This window comes from Mycetocola zhadangensis, assembly GCF_003668565.1.
In the GTDB taxonomy this organism is placed as follows: Bacteria; Actinomycetota; Actinomycetes; order Actinomycetales; family Microbacteriaceae; genus Mycetocola_A; species Mycetocola_A zhadangensis.
Map to the genome: position 1 here is coordinate 677,462 of NZ_RCWJ01000002.1, position 16,807 is coordinate 694,268.

Consider the following 16,807-nt stretch of genomic DNA (forward strand, 5'->3'; position numbering starts at 1 on the left):
CTGTGACTGGAGACAACCTGCTCGGACTGCCAGAGACCCGACTCCCGTTTGAACCGGAAGTCGTCGACGCCCTCGACCGTGCCACAACGACGGACGACATCGTCGCCGTAGCCGCACGCTTCCCGAAGTCTTCGCTCGCGTGGGCTCGGTTGGCTGAAGCGACGTTCGATTCGGCCAACCCGATCACGGCATACGCCTACGCTCGGGTGGGTTATCACCGCGGCCTTGACGCCCTGCGCAAAGCCGGCTGGCGTGGCCAGGGTCCGATTCCGTGGAACCACACACCGAATCAGGGAGTGTTGCGTTCCCTGTTCATGCTTCGGAAGACAGCGGATGCCATCGGCGAAGTTGACGAGGTCACTCGCCTGACCGACTTCCTGCGTGACGCGGACGAGACCGCGGTTGCGCGGATCGAGACGGAATCCCTGCCTTCCGAACCACAGCCGTCCACCGAGGCGTTCTTCATTCGCGGCCAGGATTGATCCGCCGCATAGAACGTGCGCAGTGACGTCGCACCACACTTTTTTTTGATATTAATAGCCAGAAGGCGACAAGGGAGCATCCGTTATGCCAGCAATTGTGATCGTCGGCGCCCAGTGGGGCGACGAGGGCAAGGGAAAAGCGACTGACCTTCTGGGTAGCCGGATCGACTACGTGGTGAAGTTCAACGGTGGTAACAACGCCGGGCACACAGTTGTCATCGGCAATGAAAAGTACGCATTGCACCTGCTGCCATCCGGCATCCTGACCGAGGGTGTCATTCCGGTCATCTCGAACGGTGTTGTCATTGACCTCGAGGTACTCTTCCACGAACTAGAGGCGCTCAGTGCGCGTGGCGTTGACGTGTCGACGCTCAAGGTCAGCGCCAATGCGCATGTCATCACGCACTACCACCGCACGCTCGACAAGGTGACCGAGCGGTTCCTGGGCAAGCGTCAGATCGGAACGACTGGACGCGGCATCGGGCCGGCATATGCAGACAAGATCAACCGTGTCGGCATTCGCATTCAGGACCTGTTTGACGAGAACATTCTGCGGCAGAAGGTCGAGGGAGCCCTTGACGTCAAGAACCACATGCTGCTGAAGATCTACAACCGGCGAGCGATATCGGCGGACGAGATTGTTGACGACCTGCTCTCCTACGCTGAACGACTGCGGCCGATGGTGGCCGACACGGCGCTCGAGCTGCACCAGGCGCTTGAACGCAATGAAATCGTGCTGTTCGAGGGTGGCCAGGCCACAATGCTCGACGTCGATCACGGAACTTACCCGTTTGTCACCTCGTCAAATGCGACCTCTGGTGGAGCGGCCACCGGTTCGGGTGTTGCTCCCAACAAGATCGACCGTGTGATTGCGATCGTGAAGGCATACACAACTCGTGTTGGCGCTGGGCCGTTCCCGACCGAACTGTTCGACGCATCGGGTGATCACCTGCGTTCGAAGGGTTTCGAGTTCGGCACCACGACCGGCCGCCCCCGTCGGGTTGGCTGGTATGACGCGCCGATCGCCCGGTACTCAGCTCGCATCAACGGTGTGACCGATTTCGTTTTGACGAAGCTCGACATTCTCGATGACCTCAAGACCATTCCGGTTTGTGTGGCATACGACGTTGATGGTGTTCGTCATGATGAGGTTCCTGTTTCGCAGTCGGACTTTCACCACGCGACGCCAATCTATGAGGAGTTCCCCGGCTGGCAGCAGGACATCAGTGGTTGCCGGACCTTCGAGGAGCTGCCGAAGAATGCGCAGGACTACGTTCTCGCTCTCGAGGCCATGAGCGGTTCGCGGATTTCGGCAATCGGTGTCGGTCCGGGACGCGACGCGATCATCGTGCGTCACGATCTGATCGACTAAATTATGGTTGATCCGGCGGCTGATGCGAGGAAGCAGTCAACCGTTGACGTGTCAGTGAATGCTTCTGAGGATGCCACTCACGTGAAGGGCGGGACCACGGCGTCGGTTGAGCAAGACGATGTTCAGTCGAAGTCGGAACCTACGTTTCTGAATCGTTTGCCAGGCATTCTGGTGCGGGTCGTAAGTTGGACAGTTCTTGTTGTGTGTGGGCTGCTCATTGTCGCCTTCGTGCTTGTGCCCCGTCTGACTGGGTCGACGCCGTACACAGTTCTGACCGGATCGATGCGTCCAAGCATGCCGCCGGGGACCACGGTAGTAGTCAAGCCGATTGAGTTTTCTCAGATCAAAGTGGGCGATGTCATCACCTACCAGATCTCGTCCGGTAAGCCGGAGGTCGTTACTCACCGGGTGATTGGTGTCAACGTCACGCCCGATGGCGTGAGGCTCGAAACGCAGGGTGATGCCAACCCGGCCCCGGATGCGGATGGCGTTCGTGAAGAGCAGGTTCGGGGCAAGGTTTGGTACTGGTTGCCGGTAATCGGATATGTCACTAACGGTGTGACCAGTGACACTCGAACCTGGCTTGCTCAGGGCCTTGGAGTTGCACTCATCGGCTATGCCGTAGTGACGCTCATCGTGACTGTGGTGCGGCGTCGAAAATCTGATCCGGCAGAATCCGAACCTGAATTTGTTTCCGGAGAGGAAGCAGGAGTTGAGATCGGTGAATCGAGCGAATCGGGTTCCCGCGCTGGTGAATCCTCGGGCGGACCACATGATCCGGCCCCTGAGCTGCTGACCCGTCGCAGTCTTCGGGAAGACAACGTCCAGCACTCGGCGGACGACACCTCCACCTAGACGGTTAACGAAGCGGGATCAACTCGATCAGAACGGTGGCGTGTTCGGGTCAATCGGTGCGATCGGATTTTCATTTCCGTCTCCCTTGCCGTCACCGGGCCGATCACTCTTCTTCTTCTTTTTCAGTCGTTCGACGAACTGTTTGTAGATGTCTTGGCGTCGGGCTTCGTCTTCGGCGGCTTGGGACAGCGGTTTACCTGTCGTGCTCGATGCGCCGGTCGTGCTCGATGCACCGGTCGTGCTCGATGCACCGGTCGCGCCTGTCTTTCTCGATGCGTCGGTCGCGCCGGTCGCGCTCGTTTCATCCGTCGGGTTCGGGGTGGTGTCTGTTGGGGATGCTTTCGCGGGTGGGACGGGCCCTCGGACCGGGTTCTCTGGGTGGGTGAGGTAGGTGCGGCCTTGGGGTGAGGTCCATTTCAGCACCCCGTCACCGAGTTGTTGGACTTGCCAGTCGGTTTCGTGTTTCATTTTGTGGTGTTTGGGGCAGAGGCTGGCGAGGTTGTCGAAGTCGGTGCCGCCGCCGGTGCTGAACGGGTTGGTGTGGTCGATGTCGCAGGTGACGGCTTTGCGGGTGCAGCCGGGGAATCGGCAGTAACCGTCGCGGTAGCGGAGGAACCGTTTCATCGCGTTCGATGGTTTGTACTTTGTTTGCCCTAACGACAGTGCGACCCCGTTTTCGGGATGGGTCAGGATTCGGCTGAACTCCGGTGCCTGGGAGGCCAGGTCGCGGGCGGTTTCCGGGTCGATCGGACCGTACCCGTCGAGATTGCCGGGTTCATCACTTCTGCCGAGCAGGGTGAGTACCGGGACGGTGATCATCACGGTTGGCACGATCTTCCGAAACGTCTGCACCGGGTCCGCGCCGGGACCGGTGCACCGGATCCGGTACACTCCCGGCACCACGGCAGAACCCGTACGCGGCGCGGTTGTGGTGCTGGTCCGGGTGTCGAGGTCTGTGTTGGTGTTGTGTGGGGGTTCGGTGGTGTAGCGGTAGGTGCCGAGTCCGGTGCCGAAGATTCTGGTGCCGGTCGGGTCGGGTGTGCTGAACTCTCCGGTGAAGGATTCGAACATCGCCCCGACGACCACATCAGCATCCAACTGGGACAGGGTGCGCGGGTCGACCGGTGACTGTAACCGCATGGACTGTTCCCGGATGGTGGAGAACAATGCTTCGGCCAGGGGTGCGGTGGTGAACAGGCTGATCCATGCCATCCCGTCCGCCGCCGGCAGGATCTCCACCCGGCGATCGCGCACCGATTTGATGCACCGGTCGACGGCGGAGTCCGGGTGTAACCGTTCCCGCAGCATCCGGGTTTTCTGCCGAAATCTTGCCACGGTCATCGTTTTCGCGAACGGTAACGCTGTCTCTTCCAGTTCGGCGGCAGCGGCGTCGGACAGGGTCGAGCTTTGATCGACAAGTTGCTGGGCATGCCGGTAACTGATCTCCCCTCCCCGGAGTGCTTGCAGGGTGAGCGGTAGTCGGTGCATCAGGGCGGCGCTGTCCTCGATCAGCCCGGTCGCGGTGCGTTCCGACACCCGTAAGGTGCAGGCCAGTTCGGAGACGAAGGACCGCAACGCCAAATCCTGACGCTGCGAGGCGGTGCGGGGGTGCTCGGTCGGGGTGACGCCTTCCTCGTTCGCGATCGCGAGGGTCCTCGCCCGGTCAATGAACTCAACCTTCCACGCCGCCTGTTTCGCCTCAAGCTTCTCAACCTCAGCGACCGCGTCGATCAGGGTGCTGCAGACATCCGCGACCCGGGCATACTCCGTCGGCGGCGCCGGAGGCGACGGGCGTGGTTCAACAGCCCAATCCTCACCCACGTCGTCCGGGTTCGGATCCGGCGGAACATCGGCCTCCCAATCCGGGCCAGGGTCAAAATCAGGAGTGTCGGGATCGAACCAGTCAGGCCCGCAATCGTCGAGTTCGCACCCGTCCGACTCGGAATCCTCGAAAGGCACACAGTCCCACCGCGGATCTCCCATGCCTGGCGCCGGTGGAAGATCGAGCGCTTCCGGGAACGGATCAACCTGAGCATCATCGTCTGCGCAAAGTGCGGGGTCGGGAACGAAATCAACACCGAAATCAGGATCAAAATTAACCCGGGGAAACAGCTCGATACCGCGATCAGGATCCGGATACGCGACGGCAACGGCATAGGCACGAGCAGCAGCAGCAGCAGCAGCAGCAGCAGCATCAGCAGCGTCAGCGGCAGCGGCAGCGGCAGCGTCAGCGGCAGCGGAAGCGCCGTCCGAAGCGCCGTCCGCAGCGACGTCGGCCGGCGTAGCGGTTTCGGCAGGGGTAGCGGCGTCGGCATCGGCATCGGCGATGGAAGCGGCGTCGGCGGCAACGGAAGCGGCGGCCGCGGTAACGGCGGCGTCGTCGGCTGATGCAGGTGTGGGTGAGGATGCACCGACAGGTGCAGGTGCAGGTGCAGGTGCAGGTGCAAGTGGACGTGGGTTCAGCGGCTTCGCAGACGCATCGCCATCGCCGTCTACTTCAGCACCCGGGCGGACATTGTCAACCTCAGGCGGATCGTGGTTCTCGTCGCCGGAAGGCCCGACTTCCCTGTCGTTTTCCATGCTCTAAGTGAACACCACACCACCGACATAGCTTCGAACTTCTGTCATCAGCCGGGGTCAGCGATTGGTAGGTATGTGCGATTCGGCAGAAGTCACCGTCGATGAGCACCTCGACTATGCGGGAAATCTCACCATCTGTGCGCGACATCAACCACGAGGCGACTGCCATCACCCGGGCCATCCAGTATCAGCGTCCGGAACGGCAACCGAGCCCGCACCCCAATGCCAAACGTAGTCTGGGCCTCAAAGCTCCCGGCGAACGCGACCTGACGGAATGTCTCGTACCCCTCAACATTGAGCGCTTCGCTGTCGACGGCCGGGTCGTAAGTCACCGCATTGTTGTTGTTGATGTCATAGGCAGGCGCGAGGGCAATCACTCGGAGGTCAGCTCCGCCACGCAGCGGCACAGGCGTCCCGGAACCATCCGATAACACCTCAGGTACATAACGCACATCGAATCCATGGATGTCACCACGCACATCCAGAACGAACCGATCGAAACAGGGATGTTCACCCGATCTCGCATTTGTGATCGGAGCGTCCGGCGCCGAAAGGCTTTGGGAGTCGGGAAGTGACCCCCAGGTGATGCCGCAATACGGGGCCGCAGTTGCGGTCACGCTGCCCGCGCTGAGAAATACGACACCCATGAGCGCGCTGATCATGAGTGCAACGGAACGCTTCATCGCGATCCACTCCTTCGATAGAACTCTTAAAGCGGATGCTACGCCGGTCACGTCCCACACGGATCTGCCACAAATCACGGTTTGGTGGTCATTCTCAAGATCGCCCCAGACATCCCATATCCGCTCTGTAGTCAATCCTGCGGAAACCTTATGGGTCGCTTCAAGAACTATTCGAACCTTGCGGATCTCGGACGGTCGTTCTTGATCGAGCCCGCGAAATATAGAACTCGTTGGAAGCGAAAGCGGAAAACATCCCAAACTCAGGTAGCTCCTCCGCTGCCACCCCGCCCCTCAGGAAGAAGCGCACCGTGAAGAAGTTCAACATGAAGAAGACGACAACCGCAGCGATCGCTGCAACGGTCGGAGCGGTTCTGCTCCTCGGCGGGGCAGGCACGCTGGCCTACTGGTCTGACACCGACAGCACCACCAGCCAGGTCATCAACTCCGGCAAGCTCGACCTCGGCACCGTAGGAAATGACTGGAAGCTCCAGCAGACCGCCCAGGGCAAGTCGACCGCCTCGATCGCCTTCTCCGCCACGACCCCCATCGTTCCGGGCGACGTCGTCACCAACACAGCCACGGTTCCTGTCGTTCTCCAGGGAACCAACAACAAGGCAACACTCAAGGTTGAGGCCCCCGCGCTCACCGGCGCCCTTGCCGGACTGCCCGTCACCGTTCTCATCGACGGCGTCGCAACCACCACTGCCGACTTCACGACAACCGCAAACCCCAAGGTAACCATCAAGGTCACCTTCCCGTTCGGTGACAGCGCTGACGCACTCGACGACGTGACCGAGCTCAAGACGGCAACGGTCACCGCCAAGTACACGCTCACCCAGGTCGCGGCCGGCACAACGGTCACCCCGTAATAACACAGCTTCACCTGCAGCGGAGGCGGGATCAGCCATCACGCTGATCCCACGGGCCCTGTCGCGTACCCGACATGGCAGGGCCCGATTCCCGCACAAGCAACACCCCACCACAGCATTCACAACCCTCGTTCATCCCACCGGCTCGGAAGGAACCGTCATGAAGAAGCCCATCCGCACCCTTCTCGTCTCCTCCCTCGCCGCTCTTCTCGGCGCCGTCCTCCTCCTCGGCGGCGCAGGTTCCCTCGCCTTCTGGTCGGACACAACCAGCACGACCCAGGACATCCAAACCGGTTCACTCGACCTGGGAACCATCGGCACCGAAAGCTTCGCCGCCGCCACCATCATTCAGTGCAACGAAACGACCTGCTCACAGCCGGTGAACTACACGGGCGGCGCAATCGTCCCCGGTGATGTCATCAATGTCACAGTCAACGTCCCCGTAAAACTCGTCGGCCAGAACCTCAAAGCTGAGCTCGCAGTCACCCCGACCAAAGTAATGCCAACGGAACCAGCCGCTGATGTTGCCCTGAGCAAGGTCGTCTCGATCGGAGTCTCGTCGATCAACGGCAAGCCGGCAGCAGGCTCAACAACGGCCAAACTCGCCCTCACACCATCGACAGTGACCAACGGAACCGTTCCTGTCGTTCTCGTCGTGAAGTTCCCCTGGGGCAAGGTCGGCGATTCCAACGCTGCCATGGGCGGCAAAGTCACACTCGGTGCCACATACTCGCTCACGCAGATCGCCGCCGGCTAATCGTGAGCGCAGCATCATCCCGGCGCACAGCATTTCGGCTTGCGCCATTCGCTGCGTCAGCCGCTGCTGTGCTTGCCGGCATTGTTCTCCTCGGGTCTCCCGGAACACTCGCATTCTGGAGCGACCAGACAGCATCGCCGAACCAAACCATCGATTCGGCCGCCGGCCTCTCGCTTCTCGCAGCAGAACCGGTAGTCACGTCATACGCCATGAACAACGCGAACCTTGTGTCCTCGACCGTGTCCTCGTCCACAACCGGACTTATCCCAGGCAAGCTCGGCCAAAGAATCACGTACACCCTGACCGGTGGGCCAACCGACGGAGCTCAGGGATACGTCAACGGACAGGTCACGTCGTCCGCAAAGGATGCCTGGGGTGCCGTGTACACAGCCGGCTATCTGGACGCCATCGCGACAGCGACCGGAATGTGTGTCATCAACCCGACCCCAACCGTCAGCGGAGACGTTTTGACCTGGACCCTGCTGCCAACTCAGGGAAAAACGATGAAGCCGGGACCAACAGTCAGCGAACGCACCTGCACCATCACCATCGACCTCTCTCTTCCAGCCGTGAAAAACGGCGTTGACGTTGCTCGTGTTCTCGCTTCCAGCCGCGGAACGTCAACGGCACTCAAACCGGTCGCCAACTTCGAGGTTCGGGCGTTCACTACTCAGGTCCCTCGATCGGAAGAACGATGACTATTCACACGAAGAGACTCCGGGGGTCGAAACTCACCCTGCTGAGCGCCATCGCCGCACTGGCGGTCGTGTTCGCTGGCATGCCGGCTGCCACAACCGATGCCTCCCTGACGAGCGCCGAGGTCACAAAAACCGGCGCGTCCGGTGTCGGCAACTGGTGCTCGGTGCCCAATCCCACCGCGGAGACGAACGTCTACAAGGTGAGCGAATTCCCCACGCTGAACGCACCGGAGGGGAGTGGTGCAACCACTGCAGTTCAGATGATTATCGTTCCCGTCATTGATGACGCCAGTTTCGCCCCGGTCCAGTCTGTGACGGCCGCCCCCAACCAGGTCGGGATACGGCTCTGGAGCTGCTCAGACCTGCCAGCTGTCAACTCAACCAGCCTCAAGATGACCTCGTGGCGATCTACATCGTACGAGCCATCCAGATTCGTCTGGGGCCAGCCGGGAACCCCGACGGTCGGTCAGTTTGCGTCGGCACGTCTTCAGACCAATTCGAACCCGATCTCCAATGCCGCAACAAACACCGGGACGGTGCCTGCGACCGAACTTCGAGATTTGCACCGTGGATACAACTTCCTCGGAGCAGCCGCCGGAGCCAACCCGCAACCCGTGACGACCCGCTACAGCTGGCTTCTCGACGCCGGAAGAACGAACACAAACACCGGAGCGGATCCGGTGTGTTCAACCTCATCCTGTCGAGTCACGCCAGGTACCGGCGTCACCGTGCGCGCGGCCAGCCCCACCACAGTTGCGACAGCAACAAACGCGTACACCGCCAAATCGGTGACCTACCTCGCCGAGACCTACGGAAACGGCGACGCGACGCGGTGCTGCACCCCGACCCCCTCCACCGTCGCCGACGTCAATGGCACCTCAGCGGCCAACCTTCTTCGGAGCAGCACCCAGACACAGTGGGTTGTCCTTGAGTGGTGGGGCACAACCCCTCCCGCACCGGATCTCATGGTGGAGGTGTTCGTCGGATGATCAGTCCCGTCCTCCGCACCTCCGGCCACAAGCTCGGCCGCATCGGCGCCGCCCTGGCGGTCGCGACAGTGGCAACGACGCTCGCTTTCGCCGGCGCAACGGCAGCACACGCCGAACCTGAGGAGCGCACCCTCCACCTGACGCGGGTCGATGGAAGCCCCGTCGGGAACCTGTTCACCGATCTCGTGATCGTCCCAGGAGACACGCTTCGAACGACAGTGGTCGCTCACCGCACCGGCCCTGGCGAATCCAGCCTTCTCATCACCCTCGCGAACCCCGCAGACGACAGCGACGCACTCCCAACACCGATCGAAGACGATGTGGTCATCACCGCCAGCGTCAACGGACTCGAGCTCAAGTCATCGGCCGCCGCCCTCATGAGAGGCGACGCGGTTCTCGACCTCGGCCGCAGCTCGGCAGCGAACGTTCCCATTGACATCTCCCTCGAACTGCCATTTGCGTCGAGCAACGCCACCCAGGAGCAGGAGCTCGATCTCTCGGTTGTTCTCACAGCCGCAGACCTTCCGACTTCTGGGCCAGACGCAAACACACCAACTCCGGTGCAGTCCCCGGCAACCTCAGCGAACCCCGGCGGCCTCGCAACCATACTTCCGTTTCTTCCCGGCACCGGAGCATCCGTTCGTGAAATCTTGATCGTTGCCGCACTGATTACCACTTTTGGGCTCATCCTTCTCGGGGGTAAGCGAAAATCACACCAATCGGGCAACCCGGGCTAAGGTTCTAGAAGTGTGACAGGGGGTTACACACGCATCGAGACCAGAGCTGGGCAGTCGGTGCGACCGTCAGGGGAATGCCGAAAAACATGTCAGATCGCTCCACCCGCACCGCGGTTGTCATCGAAGATGACGCCGATATTCGAGGACTGATCGAAACAGTCCTTCGTCAGGCTGGCTTCGAGGTCTCGTCAACAGCAGACGGCGCAGACGGCGTCGAACTCGTTCGAACCCTCGCACCGAATATCGTGACGCTCGACATCGGACTCATCGATATCGACGGCCTCGAAGTTGCCCGTCGTATCCGCCTGTTCAGTGACTGCTACATCGTCATGATCACGGCACAGGGCGACGAAGCCGACCTTCTCTTCGGACTCGAATCCGGCGCAGACGACTATGTCATCAAGCCGTTCCGTCCCCGCGAATTACGCGCACGCATCGAAGCCATGATGCGTCGCCCCCGCGCCTCGGCCGCGACTTCCCCAACGGATGCTGTCGCTCCAGACAGCACACCGGCTCCGGTTTCCGAGACACCTGCTCAACACCCAGCCCAGGCACCTGCGGCGCACCAGCCAACCCCGGCCGGGAACAACGACGAACTCGTGTTCACCCACAACGGGCTCACCCTCAACGCCGACACCCGCACCGTCGAATTGAACGGTGCAGAACTCGATCTCACCCGCACCGAGTTCGATCTGCTCCAGTCATTGCTCAGCAGCAGGCGCCGCGTGCGCTCCAAGGCAGACCTCGTTCGCGATCTCCGCGACGAGGAGTACGTCGCCAACGACTACGTCAGCGAATCAGAGGAACGCGCGATTGAAGTCCACTTCGCCAATTTGCGCCGCAAGCTGTCTGACGACCCGAAGAACCCGTTGTGGGTCGAGACTGTGCGCGGTGTCGGCTACCGGCTTCCGCCAGCACGCGACCTGCAGGGCAAAGCCTAGAGCGATCCGGGCAACTCGGTGTCGATCACCGGGCGACGTTTTTCAAGGGCCAGGAGCGTATTGGTGCCGATGAGGCACAGGGTTTCCACCCGGTGAATTGCCGCGGCGAAGTCGCCATCACCGATGATGCGCTCGAGCTCGGCACACATCGAGGTCAGCTGCGATGCACCGAGCATCTGGCTCGACACCTTGAGGCTCAGCACAGCGGTGAGCGCGTCGGGCGGATTGTTCGCACGAATCCGGTCGTCGATTCGAGCGAGCCGGCTCGGCCACTGCTCGATGAAGGCCGACACGAAACCGATAACGGCATCACGATCGTTGTTGAGTGCGCCGAAGAGTTCAGAAAGTGCGGCGCCATCAAAGAGGGGCAGCTGCCCGGCGAGGGAGAGGCTCGGGTCGTTCGGGGGAAACGTCACCGTGCACCAATCTCAACTCAGCCGGGCACCTGCCCGTCCAGCGGTCCTGGGGGGACCGCCTTCCGGTGGTATCGGGGGGAACCACCTATAGGAAGCATGACGTCCGAAGATCAGGATTGACGGATGCCTCCGGTCAAGTTTTCTGCAAGATTCGACCCTCTTGCATCGGAAACGGCCCGAATTCACCGTGAGGTGACCTGTGAGAACCGCCGTACTGCCAACGGAACGAAGATGAGCAGAATCACGGTGACGCCGACCAGCACGGCGATCGCCGGGTTCTGCTGCACCCAACTGTCGCCAACTGGGGTGCCAGGCGGAACGTTTCCGAACAGTTCACGCGCGGCCTGCACCAGTGCGGTGACCGGATTCCACAGAGCAAAGGTTCGCAGCGGTTCAGGGAGGCTCTCGGCTGGGACAAAGGCGTTGGAAATGAAGGTGAGCGGAAAGAGTATGAGGAACGACACGTTGTTGATGACTTCCGGGCTGCGCACCATCATTCCGAGGAGCGCCATCACCCACGACAGCGCGTAGGCGAACAAAAGGAGCAGTGCAACCCCCGCGACGGCCTCAAGGAAACTGGAGTGGATGCGCCAGCCGACGATGAAGCCGGTGACCATCATCACGACCATGGAAATGCTGTTGATGAGCAGGTCACCATTGGTCCGACCGACCAGCACCGCTGACGGACTCATCGGCAGGGTGCGGAAGCGGTCGATGATGCCGTCCTTGAGGTCCTGCGCCATCGCCGAACCGGAGTAGGTGGAACCGAACACAACGGTTTGGGCAAAGATGCCGGCCATGATGAAGTCGACGTACGTGCTCCCCGGAATCTCGATCACACCCGCATAGACGTAGGTGAACAGCAGCACAAACATGATCGGCTGAAGCGTCGTGAAAACGAGGATGTCAGGAACGCGCTTGATCTTGATGAGGTTGCGCCTCGTGGTGATCCAGCCGTCGTTGAACCACCCGGCGAGTGCGCCCGGCTGCTGAGGCGCGTCAACTCCCGGTGGTCTCGGTGTTGCTGTCGTTCCGGTCATGTCGTCTTCCTGGCTCTCGTGCGCCCGGACGCTGTTTCGGTTGTGTCGTCAGACTCGTCTGTCGCGACGTGCCCGGTCAGGCGCAGGAACACGTCGTCGAGGGTCGGCCGCCGCATTCCGGCGTCGAACAGTGCGATGTTCCGTTCGCTCAGTTCGGCAAGCACAACCCGCAGCGCCTCAGGCCCGCTCTCCACACTCACGGTCACCGTGCGGGAGTCGTTCGACACGGCAGGCTCCGCCGTTCCGAGTCGCCGCATGATCTCGACCGTCTCCGCCGCGTTCTCCGCTGTGACGAGGTTGAGCTCCACCCGTTGGCCGCCAACAGAGGCTTTCAGCTCATCGGCTGTGCCCTTCGCGATCACCTTTCCCGTGTCAATCACACTGATGTCGTCCGCGAGTTGGTCCGCTTCTTCCAGGTACTGCGTTGTCAGCAGCACCGTCGTTCCACCATCGACAAGTGAGCGAATGATGTCCCACATGCCGAGCCTGCTTCGCGGGTCGAGGCCCGTCGTTGGTTCATCGAGAAAGAGCACCCGCGGCCGGGTCACCAGTGCGCCGGCCAGGTCGATCCGCCGCCGCATGCCGCCGGAGAACCCCTTGACCGGGCGATTCTGCGCCTCGGACAGCTCAAACAGATCGATGAGCTCACGCGCCCTCGCCCGCGACGCCCTGGCTCCGAGGTGGTACAGCCGCCCGACCATATCGAGGTTCTCGAACCCGGTGAGGTTCTCGTCGACCGCGGCGTATTGCCCAGACACTCCAATGATCGGCCGAATCGCCTCCGGCCGATTCAGCACGTTGACGCCGCCGATCGTCGCCGTGCCGCTGTCTGGCGTGATGAGCGTCGTGAGCACCTTGACGGCGGTGGTCTTCCCGGCCCCATTCGGCCCGAGGATCGCGGTGATCGTGCCCTCTGGCACGTCGAGGTCGAGCCCGTCCAGTGCGTGAACGGGCTCAGCTCCCTTGGGAGTGTAGATCTTCCGTAGATCCCGAGCTTCGATGAAACCCATCGTCCGAAGATACCCCGGGCGTTCTCCGGAGAAAAGGTCTTCGGCGTGAACTCGTTTCGAGACGGAGAGAGCAGGATCAGACGACGCTGAAGCCCTCCGGCAGTTGTTCACGCCCGGTCAGCGCCATGAGCACCTGCTCGCCATCGCCCTTCCGAGCGGCGATCCCGGCCGCCAGCGAAGCGCTCTCCTCGATCAGGTCCGCCGTAAAGTGGGCTTCCTGCCCGGTCGCCCGTGCGATATCGATCGAGTGCACCACGAGCTCGAAGACACGGGTCTTCAAATATTCGTCCAACGGAATGCCCATGCCGCCGAGGGAAACCAGCCGCGTGGCATCCTGTGCTGAAATCAGGTTGAGCGCACGCTTCTTCAACGCTTCGATAGCGTCGATCGGATTATCCCCGAGCGCGATGCCCGCCTGAACCCCGCGCTGTGCAATGGCCTCGGGGTTTGTGTAGACGAGGTAGATCTGGCCGTAGTAGTCGCCTGCGGTTTCCATATCGACCTGGCTGGCCGGGTCGAGTTCGAGGTAGTCGCACACGGTGATGAGCGCCCGAGCTGTGTGGCCGACGAGTGATCGAACACTCCAGACTCCGAGCCCGTGGGTCTCCCAGGTGTCCGGTTTGATGCCGCGAACCACATCAACGAACGCGTCAGCAGCCCTCGAAAACTTCTCAGCTGTAGCCATGGTTCATGCTCGCACGAACTGGTGTCAGACTGAAGAGCATGGCTCAGCTCGAGAACCCCACCCCACTGTTCTGGCTTGGTTCCTACACAGCGGATGCCGGCAGGTCCGGTGCCGGAATCAGCGCACTGCGGCAGGAAGAAAAGGGCACCCTCAAACCGGTGTCGCACTCGCAGCTCGACTCCCCGTCGTTCGTCGCCGTGCACCCGACGTTACCTGTCGTCTACGCGGCGCTGGAAAAATCCGGCCAGGTGGAAGCCCTGGCGCGGCGCGGAGAATCCGGACTCCTTCCGCTCGGCAAGCCGATCGAAGCCGGCGACTCGGTCTGCCAGCTGACCGTGACCCCGGATGGCTCGACTTTGATTGCCAGTTGTTATGGCGACGGCCGGGTTCTGCTCTACGCCCTGGCAGCCAATGGTTCGTTCGCGTCAGACGGTGTTCCGGCTGCGGCGTCGAATGACCCATACGGTGACCCCCTCGCGGCCCGTGCGGCCGAGCTCGAGAATGCCGACTTCGGTGACGACCCGTTCGCTGAACTCGCCCTGCGCAAAGCGGTCGATGACGCTGCCGTCGACCGCCAGTCTCGCGCCCACGCCTCACTCGTGCTCCCGAACGGACGAATCGCAACGACCGACCTCGGCCACGACACCGTCCGGATCTGGCGTCGCGCCGGAACCCGGGTGAGCCTCGCCCAGGAGATTGTGCTTCCGTTTGGTGTGGGACCTCGGCACCTCGTCTGGCACCCATCAGGACACATTCACCTGGTCACCGAATACTCCAACGAGATCTTCACCCTCGGGCACGGTGACGATGGCGTTTGGCGAGTCGTGGCATCCGTTCTCGCCACAGCCGACTCGATCGAGAACGGCGACAACGCGTCCGAGATCAGCCTTGCTGTGTCGCGGGAACAGTTGCACGTCTCGATTCGGGGGACGAACCGGGTGTCCACCGTGTCGATCGGTGGCGACGGTTCGACACTGCGTGCCATTTCGGACGTCGACTCCGGCGGCAACTGGCCGCGCCACCACGTCGAGTCCGGCCGGTTTCTGCACGTCGCCAACCAGCGGTCGAACGAGGTGTCGTCGTTTTCGCTCGACGCGCGCGGCATCCCGTCGAAGCTCCTCGGCTCGGTCGAAGCCGGTTCGCCGACTTGCCTGGTGCGCGCGTAGTGGCGGCTCGCATTCCCGCGCCGGCGCCTCTGATTGGCCGGTTCATCCGGCTCGACCCGATGACGCCCGAAGATTACCCAGGACTCTTCGCCGCACTCGCTCGCCCTGAGGTGTTTGCCGGAGGATACGGAGGCGGTCCGGCTGGACTTCCCAAAGATTTCGACGGATTCGTCCGGTTCGCGGAGTCGTACTACGCGCAGGGTGCCAACCAGTCGTTCACTATTCGACTTGTCGGCGGCGAATTGGACGGGGTGATCGCGGGTACCTCGACTCTCGGTGACTTCGACGAGCACAACGAGCACACACAGCTGGGCTGGACTGCATACGACCCACGGGTGTGGGGGACAGCGGTGAACGCTGAGGCGAAACTAATGCTGCTCGGCCTAGCGTTCGACAGTGGATTTGGTCGGGTGACGATCCAGGCCGACGAACGCAACGAACGCTCGCGCGCCGCAATCGCCAAGATCGGCGCAACCTTCGAGGGCCTGATCCGCCGGCATAAACGTCGTGCTGACGGCACGTGGCGCACGACGGCGATGTTCTCTGTCATCGTCGAGGAGTGGCCAGGGGTCCGTGCCGGCTTGGAACGAAGACTCGCCGGTGTGGACGCGCCCATCGTTCTCATCACTCGCTGACCCGCGCTGAGGGCGCTCGCGTTCGACGGCTGGTTCACAAGGAGTCGAGGAACCTGGTGAACTCGGGGATTCGTACGAGTGCATCCCGCGCGATGAAAAAGCCGAGGATGCCGACGACCCATGCCGTCGTCTCGCCGCCCCTCTTCTCCATCCAGCTCGCGATTCGTGTGAGCAGAGGTTCAACGGCACGACGCGCAGCCAGGCGCCCGATCAGAAGGAGAAGTGCAGGGGTGATCATGACAAGGCAGTAGGCGGCGAGAACAAGCGTTCGCGTCGGTGGGTCGAGTCCCTCTGCGGCAACGAGTCCGATGGCCGCGAGATACGGCAGCATGGACGCGAGCTCGAGGGCTGCAGCGCCGAGGGCGAGTGCTATGAGGCTTCCCACTGAACCGCCACCGCCGTCGTTCATCGCTCGGTCCCGCCAGCGCAACAGCCGTCCCTGTTCGCGTGTTCCGTCAGCGGTGCGTTTCTTCTTGCCGAGGAAGAAGCTCCAGGCGAACAGGCCGAGGCCGACGACAAGCTGCACGCGGACCACGACGGGCCCGTTCAAAATTTCGGGGTCAGACAAAAACCTGCCGACACCGGCACTCAGGAGGATTCCGACCACGAAGTAGAAGCCGGCGACCGTCCCGAGGAAGAGAAGGACACGACCCGCGCGCACCGCTCCAGGTGCGAGCAACAGCCAGATCGGGATGAGCAGAGTGCCGAAACTTGTCGAGTCAATGAGCGCGAGCACGAGAAGCGAGACGGCGAGCGTGATCGTCATGGTCACAGCCTGCTGATGCCGGACATCGTCGCGAATCGCCTCTCCGACCGGCCCTCCCGAGCCATGAACATCTTTGGGGTGACAGTACACCGCGCGCAGGGGAGCTGGCGTTCTCCGTTTTGTATC

The 16,807-nt window shown here is 62.0% G+C and carries 18 protein-coding genes; 11 read left to right on the top strand and 7 right to left on the bottom strand.

Translation table 11 applies throughout. From position 1 onward, the window contains the following. Positions 1-2 precede the first annotated feature (2 nt). The 3 genes from D9V28_RS09810 to D9V28_RS09820 all read left to right on the top strand — a co-directional run bounded on the left by D9V28_RS09810 (position 3) and on the right by D9V28_RS09820 (position 2,709). Positions 3-482, top strand: a complete 480-nt coding sequence (locus D9V28_RS09810) for a DUF3151 domain-containing protein (protein WP_121659509.1) — start codon at positions 3-5, stop codon at positions 480-482. Positions 483-567: 85 nt separating this feature from the next. Further along, the gene (locus D9V28_RS09815; protein WP_121659510.1) at positions 568-1,854 is read left to right on the top strand and encodes an adenylosuccinate synthase; all 1,287 of its coding nucleotides are present in this window, start codon (positions 568-570) and stop codon (positions 1,852-1,854) included. Between the two features lie 171 nt (positions 1,855-2,025). Beyond that, on the top strand, positions 2,026-2,709 hold the full coding sequence (locus tag D9V28_RS09820) for a signal peptidase I (protein ID WP_220700479.1): 684 nt from the start codon (positions 2,026-2,028) through the stop codon (positions 2,707-2,709). A 27-nt stretch (positions 2,710-2,736) separates the two neighbouring features. On the opposite strand, the gene D9V28_RS09825 is transcribed toward D9V28_RS09820, so the two are convergent. Continuing rightward, complete coding sequence (locus tag D9V28_RS09825; protein ID WP_121659512.1) at positions 2,737-5,289, bottom strand: HNH endonuclease signature motif containing protein; 2,553 nt, start codon at positions 5,287-5,289, stop codon at positions 2,737-2,739. A gap of 128 nt (positions 5,290-5,417) precedes the next feature. Beyond that, on the bottom strand, positions 5,418-5,972 hold the full coding sequence (locus D9V28_RS09830) for an AMIN-like domain-containing (lipo)protein (protein WP_121659513.1): 555 nt from the start codon (positions 5,970-5,972) through the stop codon (positions 5,418-5,420). A 323-nt stretch (positions 5,973-6,295) separates the two neighbouring features. On the opposite strand from D9V28_RS09830, the gene D9V28_RS09835 reads away from it, so the two are divergent. The 6 genes from D9V28_RS09835 (at position 6,296) to D9V28_RS09860 (ending at position 10,963) form a co-directional block, all read left to right on the top strand. Next, entirely contained in the window at positions 6,296-6,841 is a 546-nt protein-coding gene (locus tag D9V28_RS09835) for an alternate-type signal peptide domain-containing protein (protein WP_147440963.1), read from the top strand. Between the two features lie 160 nt (positions 6,842-7,001). Beyond that, a complete protein-coding gene (locus D9V28_RS09840; protein ID WP_121659515.1) occupies positions 7,002-7,598 on the top strand; it encodes an alternate-type signal peptide domain-containing protein in 597 nt (198 codons plus the stop codon). Positions 7,599-7,600: 2 nt separating this feature from the next. Further along, positions 7,601-8,296 carry a SipW-dependent-type signal peptide-containing protein gene (locus D9V28_RS09845; protein ID WP_183086483.1) on the top strand — a complete coding sequence of 232 codons (696 nt, stop codon included), beginning with the start codon at positions 7,601-7,603 and terminating at the stop codon, positions 8,294-8,296. Further along, positions 8,293-9,285, top strand: coding sequence for a hypothetical protein (locus tag D9V28_RS09850; RefSeq protein ID WP_121659517.1), 993 nt, complete (start codon positions 8,293-8,295; stop codon positions 9,283-9,285). Before D9V28_RS09845 ends, D9V28_RS09850 begins: the two co-directional genes overlap by 4 nt. Then, positions 9,282-10,022: a hypothetical protein gene (locus D9V28_RS09855; RefSeq protein ID WP_121659518.1), complete on the top strand. Its 741-nt coding sequence runs from the start codon at positions 9,282-9,284 to the stop codon at positions 10,020-10,022. Before D9V28_RS09850 ends, D9V28_RS09855 begins: the two co-directional genes overlap by 4 nt. A gap of 86 nt (positions 10,023-10,108) precedes the next feature. Beyond that, on the top strand, positions 10,109-10,963 hold the full coding sequence (locus tag D9V28_RS09860) for a response regulator transcription factor (protein ID WP_121659732.1): 855 nt from the start codon (positions 10,109-10,111) through the stop codon (positions 10,961-10,963). Here the strand turns inward: D9V28_RS09860 and D9V28_RS09865 are convergent. From D9V28_RS09865 to D9V28_RS09880, 4 genes are all read right to left on the bottom strand, one after another. Next, entirely contained in the window at positions 10,960-11,379 is a 420-nt protein-coding gene (locus D9V28_RS09865) for an Hpt domain-containing protein (protein WP_121659519.1), read from the bottom strand. The genes D9V28_RS09860 and D9V28_RS09865 overlap by 4 nt on opposite strands. A 182-nt stretch (positions 11,380-11,561) precedes the next feature. Beyond that, positions 11,562-12,419: an ABC transporter permease gene (locus D9V28_RS09870; RefSeq protein WP_121659520.1), complete on the bottom strand. Its 858-nt coding sequence runs from the start codon at positions 12,417-12,419 to the stop codon at positions 11,562-11,564. Then, a complete protein-coding gene (locus D9V28_RS09875) occupies positions 12,416-13,429 on the bottom strand; it encodes an ATP-binding cassette domain-containing protein (RefSeq protein WP_121659521.1) in 1,014 nt (337 codons plus the stop codon). Before D9V28_RS09875 ends, D9V28_RS09870 begins: the two co-directional genes overlap by 4 nt. A gap of 76 nt (positions 13,430-13,505) precedes the next feature. Then, positions 13,506-14,114 (bottom strand): maleylpyruvate isomerase N-terminal domain-containing protein, encoded by a 609-nt coding sequence (locus D9V28_RS09880; RefSeq protein WP_121659522.1) that lies wholly within the window; start codon positions 14,112-14,114, stop codon positions 13,506-13,508. Positions 14,115-14,152: 38 nt separating this feature from the next. On the opposite strand from D9V28_RS09880, the gene D9V28_RS09885 reads away from it, so the two are divergent. Together D9V28_RS09885 and D9V28_RS09890 are read left to right on the top strand one after the other, a co-directional pair. Next, a complete protein-coding gene (locus tag D9V28_RS09885) occupies positions 14,153-15,280 on the top strand; it encodes a lactonase family protein (RefSeq protein ID WP_183086484.1) in 1,128 nt (375 codons plus the stop codon). Further along, the gene (locus D9V28_RS09890) at positions 15,280-15,915 is read left to right on the top strand and encodes a GNAT family N-acetyltransferase (RefSeq protein ID WP_183086485.1); all 636 of its coding nucleotides are present in this window, start codon (positions 15,280-15,282) and stop codon (positions 15,913-15,915) included. The genes D9V28_RS09885 and D9V28_RS09890 overlap by 1 nt, the downstream gene beginning before the upstream one ends. Positions 15,916-15,949: 34 nt before the next feature. Here the strand turns inward: D9V28_RS09890 and D9V28_RS09895 are convergent, their stop codons facing one another. Beyond that, positions 15,950-16,681 carry a GAP family protein gene (locus D9V28_RS09895; protein WP_121659734.1) on the bottom strand — a complete coding sequence of 244 codons (732 nt, stop codon included), beginning with the start codon at positions 16,679-16,681 and terminating at the stop codon, positions 15,950-15,952. Positions 16,682-16,807 lie beyond the last annotated feature (126 nt).